This window comes from Vibrio sp. HI00D65, from assembly GCF_001635455.1.
GTDB lineage: Bacteria > Pseudomonadota > Gammaproteobacteria > Enterobacterales > Vibrionaceae > Vibrio.
On sequence record NZ_LWEH01000133.1, the window covers coordinates 1 to 8,330 of the forward strand.

General features: G+C 46.3%; 7 protein-coding genes. 3 read left to right on the forward strand and 4 right to left on the reverse strand.

Going from position 1 to position 8,330, the window contains the following annotated elements; genetic code table 11:
• The coding region (locus tag A3712_RS11395; protein ID WP_063523521.1) for a Lon protease family protein at nt 1–1,631 on the forward strand (1,631 nt) is incomplete at its 5' end.
• Between the two features lie 130 nt (nt 1,632–1,761).
• On the opposite strand, the gene A3712_RS11400 is transcribed toward A3712_RS11395, so the two are convergent.
• A complete protein-coding gene (locus A3712_RS11400; RefSeq protein ID WP_063523522.1) occupies nt 1,762–2,508 on the reverse strand; it encodes a PilZ domain-containing protein in 747 nt (248 codons plus the stop codon).
• 273 nt (nt 2,509–2,781) lie between these two features.
• On the opposite strand from A3712_RS11400, the gene A3712_RS11405 reads away from it, so the two are divergent.
• Together A3712_RS11405 and A3712_RS11410 are read left to right on the forward strand one after the other, a co-directional pair.
• The gene (locus tag A3712_RS11405) at nt 2,782–3,066 is read left to right on the forward strand and encodes a GNAT family N-acetyltransferase (protein WP_063523523.1); all 285 of its coding nucleotides are present in this window, start codon (nt 2,782–2,784) and stop codon (nt 3,064–3,066) included.
• A gap of 11 nt (nt 3,067–3,077) precedes the next feature.
• Entirely contained in the window at nt 3,078–4,196 is a 1,119-nt protein-coding gene (locus tag A3712_RS11410; RefSeq protein ID WP_082856226.1) for a phosphotransferase, read from the forward strand.
• Between the two features lie 73 nt (nt 4,197–4,269).
• On the opposite strand, the gene dsbD is transcribed toward A3712_RS11410, so the two are convergent.
• Genes dsbD through A3712_RS11425 form a run of 3 tightly spaced genes read right to left on the reverse strand, consistent with a single transcriptional unit; the run spans nt 4,270 to nt 8,220 of the window.
• The gene (dsbD, locus tag A3712_RS11415; protein ID WP_063523524.1) at nt 4,270–6,066 is read right to left on the reverse strand and encodes a protein-disulfide reductase DsbD; all 1,797 of its coding nucleotides are present in this window, start codon (nt 6,064–6,066) and stop codon (nt 4,270–4,272) included.
• On the reverse strand, nt 6,063–7,004 hold the full coding sequence (locus A3712_RS11420; protein WP_063523525.1) for an FAD:protein FMN transferase: 942 nt from the start codon (nt 7,002–7,004) through the stop codon (nt 6,063–6,065). Before A3712_RS11420 ends, dsbD begins: the two co-directional genes overlap by 4 nt.
• A complete protein-coding gene (locus A3712_RS11425; protein ID WP_063523526.1) occupies nt 6,994–8,220 on the reverse strand; it encodes a DUF3570 domain-containing protein in 1,227 nt (408 codons plus the stop codon). Before A3712_RS11425 ends, A3712_RS11420 begins: the two co-directional genes overlap by 11 nt.
• Nucleotides 8,221–8,330 lie beyond the last annotated feature (110 nt).

Consider the following 8,330-nt stretch of genomic DNA (forward strand, 5'->3'; position numbering starts at 1 on the left):
ATGTGATCACGCACTTCATCAAGCAATTGAAGAAGGATTACAGCCAATATCCAGACATTAAAAAGTATCTAACCGCACTGCGTAAAGACATTGTCGATAACGCTGATATTTTCTTAGAAGAGAGTACTGAGCAGGCAGAAGTTGCGACGGCTTCTTTGGACAAGAAAATGCCGCGTCGCTACAAAGTGAACGTGATTGTGAGCCAGAAGGAAGACACTCTCCCGATTGTGGTCGAGGAGAATCCGAATTATCACTCTCTGTTTGGTTATGTAGAAACGGCAACGTTTAAAGGTACTGTATTTACTGATTTCTCATTGATTCGCGCGGGTAGCTTACATCGAGCGAACGGTGGCGTGCTGCTAATGGACGCAGTCAAAGTGCTAGAACAACCTTACGTATGGGAAGGCTTGAAACGTGCGCTGCGTTCTCGTCAATTGAGCTTCACTTCATTAGAGAAAGAAGTGACGCTAACAGGTGCGGTATCGCTTGACCCAGAACCTATTCCTCTGGACGTAAAGATCATCTTGTTTGGTGATTACCGCACATACCAACTGCTGCAACATTACGATGCGGAGTTTGGTGAGCTGTTCCGTGTGACGGCCGACTTTGAAGATGAGATGAAGCGTACTGCTGATTCTGAAATGCACTATGCGCGCTTCATTTCGAGCATCGTCCATGACAACAATATGCTCCACTGTGACCGCAAGGCGATTGCTCGCATCATTGAGCACAGTTCTCGTCAGGCGGGTGACCAAGGTAAGTTGTCACTGCATTCAGCACACATTGCTAATTTGCTTCGTGAATCCAACTACGTGGCGAGAGGTTCGAAATCGAATTTGATTCGTGCATCGCACGTCGACCAAGCGTTATCAAACCAAAAGATGCGTGTTGGACGACTGCAAGACAGCGTCATGGAAACCTTCACCAACGGCACAACGCTGATTCATGTGGATGGGGAAGCAATAGGACAGGTCAATGCGCTTTCGGTATTGAGCACAACGGACCACATGTTTGGTGCTCCAAACCGAATCACGGCGACTACCGCTTATGGTGATGGCGAAGTGATTGATATTGAAAGAAACGTTGATCTTGGTGGCAGTATTCACTCGAAGGGGGTGATGATCTTGTCGGCATATCTCTCTTCTGTGTTTGGTAAGACGGCTAAAGTCCCGCTTACCACTAACATTACCTTCGAGCAGTCTTATGGTGGCGTTGATGGCGATAGTGCGAGTATGGCGGAGTTCTGTGCCGTTGTATCTGCATTTTCTAAGCAGCCAAACCGTCAAGACATTGCGATTACTGGCTCGATGAACCAGTTCGGTGAGTCTCAGCCAATTGGTGGTGTGAATGAGAAGATTGAAGGCTTCTTTGATGTGTGTGAAATCAAAGGTCGCTCAAATGAGCAAGGGGTTATTATCCCGCGATCTAACGTTCATAACCTGATGTTGCGCAGTGACATCGTGAAGGCGGTGGAAAAGGGCGAGTTCAATATTTGGGCGATTGATCATGTGACAGAAGCGATTGAGCTGTTCACCGGCAAACCGGCAGGTGAAGCGAGCGATGAGGGTAGTTACCCTATTGATACCATCTTTGGTATCGCGCAAGCCAAGCTTAATGCCTTACGTAAATAGTAAAATCTGGTAGGTGGGAGCAGGAAAATGCTCTCAACCTATTATCGAGCTGAAACAAAAACAGCTATCGACATTATTGATGGCTGTTTTTTATTTGGGAGTCTTTTCGCTCCGTTTTTATCGAGGGCTTCTAAGTATTACGCAAACGAAGTTTGATGCCGTCGAATTTCAACTTACTGAGCAGGTTCTTGACATTGACCTTACCGATATCATCAAACTCGACACCATAACGTGCGTAGTGCGTTGATCTTTGCAGATTACACACAATCCCTCTTAGTAGTGGAATCAAAGGACCGTTGTAGTTCTCAGGTGTAATTTCGAGCGAGACTCGGTCGGCAACCTGAATTGGACGAGAGGTTGGTGATGTGACAAAGCGACATCCACTCTTCGAGAGATCTCTAATCTCGCAGTTCATGCGTTGATCATCAAAGATTACTCTAGAACTTAGGTTTACTTCATAGCGTGTTTCTTTACGCAGTTGCGTCACTTGCATGGTACTTGGTGTGGAAAGCACTATGATCGGAAAGGGTTCGCCAATGGTGTGGTGAATCTGAGATCTAAAATGGATCAGAGCGCCTTCGCCTCGCAAAGAGTAGGCACGAGCCGTCATCCAAAAGCCTTCCTGAAAGAAAAAGCGTAGGTCGTCACTAGAGACTTCCGGTACCTCAATCAGGATACAGTTATCACTGTGCGTGCCAATAAATTTAGTAGTAGTGATAAACTTGGTGCCAACAGGTGTAGAGACATTTAAAGTCAGTTCACTGCCATGCTCAATCATAGACAAAGCATCAGTGCTATTAATGGTGGTTCCGGTTCGATTTCGAGGATCTTGCAGTGCCTGATTATGCTCCAAAGGCTTCTTCAGTGGTGCGTTCATTATAGGTTCTCCATGTGCCAACATGCGTCTGTTAGAAATTGATAATTTGCTAACAAGGGGTTGTTACGTGCTAGATTGAGTAGGCGTACTAACGCAATTTATAGAGTGCTTTTAATGGGTTTGAATTTTATTTATAACCACACGCTATAATAATATTTTCTATTGTTTGTAAGTACTTAGTTTTATTTATATGCACTTGCGTTAGTCTATTACAAGGAATTCATACTTCAAACTTTAATTGTTTGTCGTATCCATTATTTGCAGGAGTTGAGAATGCAGGCAGTTAAATGGATTCAAGGTGCGAACCAGATCACGGTTGAATTGGAACCCGATCAGTTTGCGGTAGTGAAGTATAAAAAGGACGGCGAGGTACTGCATATCACCTCCACTCGAATCCCTGATGAACTACAAGGCAAGGGTTTTGGTAAGGTAATGATGGAGTCGGTACTCCCTGAAATTGAGCGTTCGGGGTACACAATTGTCCCAGTATGCAGTTATGTTGTTCATTACATGAATAGGCAGCCACAATGGTCACATCTTTTAGCCAATAAGGCTTAGCAGCGAGTTATATGTCTCAATCAATACCTTTAAAACAGCCTGTCGAATCCGATGTTAACCCCAGTCAACAACCTCCTGAGCTTTATCAAAAAATAGCCACGTCACTTGGTTGCCATCGAGGATTGGATATTCACGTGATTCAACGATTGTGGGGCGGCTATGGCGAGTTAGTGCGCTTAGTCTTCACAGATAGTAGTGATGCTGGATTCAACAGCGTTATCGTTAAACATGTCGCGTTGCCCGATAAAACTGAACACCCGAAAGGATGGAACACTAAGCTGTCTCATCAGCGTAAAGTGCATTCCTATCAAGTAGAGACGGCTTGGTATCAGTCGTTCACTCAGCAATGGGATGAGCGCTGCCCCGTGCCTGTGGGTTTGCAATGTGAATTAGCAGATAACGAATGGCTTATCGTGATGCAAGACTTAGCCTATAGCGGTTTCCCATTAACCTCTCAGTTTGATGTACTGGCCGCTTCTGGTGAATCAGCTTCAGGCGAGGAGCATCATGCTTATACGCCTGTTGAAGTTAAACAGCGCAACGCTTGCTTAAAATGGTTGGCTAACTTTCACGCAAAGCACATCAACATCAATCATAAGCAGTCTGTATCCTTGTGGTCAGTCGGTACTTATTGGCATTTAGATACACGTCCTGATGAGCTAAGTGCCTTGGCGGATTTACCTTTGAAACAACAAGCGCAACGTATCGACCGTTTATTGAAACAGTGCCCGTATCCAACCTTAGTGCACGGCGATGCGAAGCTCGCAAATTTCTGTTTTGATCTGGAAAGTGAAAACGCGGCTGCAGTCGATTTTCAATACGTTGGCCATGGGTGTGCGATGAAAGATGTCGCCTTGTTCATGAGCAGCGCGGTTAGGCCACAAGATTGCCAAGAGTATGAAAGTGAGGTGCTAGGTACTTATTTCCAGAACTTGAAAGAGGCGCTTGCACACTATCAACCACAGCTCTCATTTGAAGACGTCGAACGCGCATGGCGACCACTGTTTTATGTTGCGTGGGCTGATTTCCAACGTTTCGTGAAAGGTTGGAGTCCAGATCATTGGAAGATCAACCCTTACACTGAGCAGTTGACTCAAGCGGTTATCCAACAGTTAGAGAGAGCTGAGTAACAGGGTTATCATCAATAGACCAAATAAAAACGCCCAATCATTGGTTGGGCGTTTTTGCTCATTGAGCGACGGTCTAATTTATTTGGCTGTCTTGCTTCGCTGTACGGGCTGCTACAAGCTGATTAGCAAGTTTGAGTTTGCTTTTAAAGCCAGCCTTGTCGATATCCCCCAGGACTCGCGCTGGTTCTAACTCTCCGCTAAGGGGAGAGTAAAAGAAAATGGCTGGTGGGCCGAACACGTTCTTATTGTTGAGCCATGCCATTTGTTCCGGCGAGCTTTCTGTCACATCTAGCTTGATGGTCTGCCACTCTTTGAGTTTTTGGCTGATTTGTTGGTCGTTGAACACGTTAGTTTCAATTGCCTTACAAGACACACACCAGTCTGCATAAAGGTCGACTAGTACCTTTTGGTCAGCATTGGCTGCTGTTTGTAATTGCTGTTCCAAGTGAGTGACTGAATCGGTTTTCTCAAAAGATGTGATGGCCATAGGTTGTGCGGACTCTCGGTTCGCAAGCGGGTTGAGAGGATCGGAATTTCCTAGGAAATAACCCACGAACAGAATCAAGCCATAGCTCAGTGGCAATAGCGCTGAGAGCTTACGAGTACGAGCCCAGCCTGGTTGTGCCGCTTCTAGCGCGCCGAAGTGTACACCCGTACCAATAGCAAGGAGCGCCCACAAAATCATAATGATTGATGGGTCAACGAAGCGACTTAACAAGACGATAGCCACCGCGAGTAGCAGTACGCCAAATACTTGCTTAACCGATACCATCCACGCGCCACTTTTTAACAGTAAGCGTCCGCCACTAGCACCGATCGCGATAAGCGGAACACCCATGCCTAGAGCCATGACAAACAGGGTAGCACCGCCAAACATCCAGTCTTGAGTGGTGGATACATAAAGCAATGCACCTGCCAATGGCGCACTAACACAAGGCGAAACCACTAGGGCAGATATCGCGCCCATCGCGAACACGCTAGCAATTTTATCGCCTCCTAATTTGTCTGAACCACTGTTGAGTTTCTGCTGTAATGCGGCTGGCAGTTGAAGTTCATAGAAGCCGAACATTGCTAACGCTAGCAACACGAACACGGCGGCAAAAATGCTGAGCAGCCAAGGTTGTTGCATGGCTGCTTGTAAATTGATGCCTTTTGCTAATGTGGTGACCAAAACCCCTGTTATGGCATAACTGGTCGCCATACCAAGAACGTACGAGCTAGAAAGCGCTGCACCTTTCTTGCCTGTCATCGCTTTTTCACCACCTATGATGCTGGCTAAGATAGGAATCATAGGCAGCACGCACGGCGTGAGAGATAGGCCGAAGCCAAGCAAGAAGAACACAAGCAGTGCCTGTAACTTACCTGCTTGAGAGAGAAACGACGACAAGCCATTGGTATCGTCACTGATCTCACCTAGCGTTTGAACCAGAGAATTTGATGGCTTCTCAGTAGCGACTTCTGCCAACGTCTTGAGCGTAGGTAAATCCAGCACTAGCTTTTGTGGCAGGTAGCAAAGCCCTTTGTCTGCACAGCCCTGATAGCGGGCGGTGAGCTTGCCACTTCCGGTGTAAGGCACGGTAATGGTAAGTGGTTCGTGAAACACCACTACATTACCGAAGTTAGGGTCTTGTTTTTCTTCACCTGGCAGAGAGTATTGAGGAGCTAGTGTCGATAATGAGGACTCTTCTTTAAACGAGAAGCGAGATTGGTAAAGATAGTACCCAGGGTGTGTATCAAATCGGATAACCGCGCCTTGGTCTGTGGCTTCCCATGTAACAGGGAAGGCTTCTTCAACCGGAAGAAACTCGCTGTCTTGAGCATGCAAAAAGCTGCTAAACAATAGAATTAACGTGAGTAGGCAGTTTTTCATGAATGCAAAAACTCCGTGCTTTGGTGAATGTGTAATTGATCGTCGATATAAATAACGGCACTCTCTTCCAGCAATGAAATGTTAGGGTTGAGCGTCAAGGAAGTGCTAAGTACACCTGCTTCCAAAGTTGAGGAAGCTATTGCAGTAACTGACAGAATCTTCTTTTCCACGTCTTGTTTCGACAAAATATGAGACGTGGTTTTATCGCCGAACTGCATCTGACGTTCGCTGTGGGCAGATGTGGTCAGCGCCAAGTCGGTAATCGGAACGGCAAAAAAAGGTGTCTTGTTGTCTCTTGGATCTAGAACTGCAATATTGAATGGCGAACCGTCTGGCTTTGTACCCAATGCATAGATATCGCCGCCAAAATTTACCAACATTGAAGTTGCACCAAGTCGCTTACCTATCTTTACTGCTTGGTCGACCGCATACTCTTTGATGACGCCACCAAAATCGAAGCGAGTGCGTGAATCAGGAACGTGTAGTCTTGTCCTTTGTAGATCGACGCTCTCTTCTTGACCTATTGCCTCTTTTAGCTCCCACGCCTGCTTGCCCAGTGCGGAAGAGAGGGCTTGAAAGGCATGGCTGTGTGACATCTTCGGTTTCTGTTTTAAAAGATGTTTGATGCTGCCAACAGTGGTATCAAACGTGTCGAATGTCAGTTGGCTTAATCGGTCGAGATGCTCAAAAACTTCCGCAGACTCCGAATCGAGTTCGACTTCACTGGTTGTGCGCTGATTAATCTGTCGCGTTAGCCATGAATTATCGCTGTAGAAGTTATATTTGCCCTCTAATCGATGTGTGTTCTGCTCTATCTCATCAGCGATGCTTTTTGCGCACGCCTTTGGGAAGTGGGTCAAATCAAGCGATAAGATCTGCACTTCGCAAGGTACTGTCATGGCATGAAAGCGATGGACAAAGGGCAGCTTAGAATTCATAAGTTGCTCCAACCGCCCACCACTGCGCTTCAAATCCGTTGCTCTGTTCGTAGTAAGCCGCCAGCGCATTTAAACGCACAGTTTTATGGACCTTCACGCTCGCGCCAAGCTCATAAGTATTCGCGGTGAAGTTACCTAGGCGTAGGTCAGAAGTCGCGTAACCTGTCGAAGCAAAAGAAGGATCAGCGCTGCTCGGATCGCGATAGAAATCTGCCGCATCTTGCGTATACCAGAAATAGCCTGGCGCTAGGGTTAGCCACTCACTGACACGCCAAGATAATTTTCCGCCTATTTGATGAGACATCACGCCCCAGTCATCCATGAACCATTTGTAACGTGGTCGGATTTTGATGCTATCGGACAGCGAGTAGAAGGCCTGAAGGTTAATACCGCCAGACAGTCGGGTATCTGGTCTAGAGTCTTGCCCCAAGAACACTTCGTCATCATCGATTTTACCATCGTCATTAATGTCGACTTCACGAAGCACCGTCAAATAGTGGTTGCTCAAGTAACCGCTACGGTAGCCTGCATAAGCGGTAAAAATGCTGTACAGATTTGGTGTAAAGGTTTGAGATAACCCTGCCTCTAAGCTACCGGTGAAGATGTCTTCCCAGCTTTGGCTGTTAGAAGAGTTATCAACGTATTTGCCAAACGCCTTCGTTTGGTCGAAAAGAGTAGAGCCCCCTAAGCTGTACGAACGATTTTTAGTGCTATCGGCATAAATCAAACCTTTACCATTGATACCAATGCTTTTATAGTCTTCTTCTTGGGATATATTGCCACCAAAAGTCCATTCATTGCGCAGTCTGTCACGATAGGTGGCACTCAAGCTGAGCGCTTTTCTGGTGTCTTCTAGACCGACTTTCTGGATCTTATAATTGTCACGGTGAGGATCGTAACCCGCACGGATGACTTCGTCAGTTTTGTCTTGAGCTTGCTGGGTTTTCAGGGCGCGATTTATTTTGTCGGCCTCCGAAGCTGTAGGCGTCGTAGGGCCCCATGCTGGAGAAGCACCTGAAACACTGTCGTAGCTTATTTCTGCGTTTAGGGTCCAATCTAAGCCGATACTTTTTTCAATCGAAACCATGGTGTCCTTGGCTGAAACTCTGTCGTCATACTCTTCATAGTTAAGGTAATGCACAGAGACATGATCTTCAGCTAATGCCACATTAGCCACTGCCGCTGCACTTAGCAGCGTAATTGGTAGTTTTTTCATTTTGTTCTTATTTAGTTTTTGAAGTACTGAATATTTTTTTATTGATTGAGTGTTTTTTCGATTGAGTTTATTGGATCGATTTAATGGTTAGTTACAGCCGCAGCCGCCAC

Bases quoted from the DNA above. Each gene is read 5' to 3' on its own strand.
- A3712_RS11405 (WP_063523523.1), top strand. From the start codon at position 2,782: ATGCAGGCAGTTAAATGGATTCAAGGTGCGAACCAGATCACGGTTGAA.
- A3712_RS11410 (WP_082856226.1), top strand. From the start codon at position 3,078: ATGTCTCAATCAATACCTTTAAAACAGCCTGTCGAATCCGATGTTAAC.
- A3712_RS11400 (WP_063523522.1), bottom strand. From the start codon at position 2,508: ATGAACGCACCACTGAAGAAGCCTTTGGAGCATAATCAGGCACTGCAA.
- dsbD (WP_063523524.1), bottom strand. From the start codon at position 6,066: ATGAAAAACTGCCTACTCACGTTAATTCTATTGTTTAGCAGCTTTTTG.
- A3712_RS11420 (WP_063523525.1), bottom strand. From the start codon at position 7,004: ATGAATTCTAAGCTGCCCTTTGTCCATCGCTTTCATGCCATGACAGTA.
- A3712_RS11425 (WP_063523526.1), bottom strand. From the start codon at position 8,220: ATGAAAAAACTACCAATTACGCTGCTAAGTGCAGCGGCAGTGGCTAAT.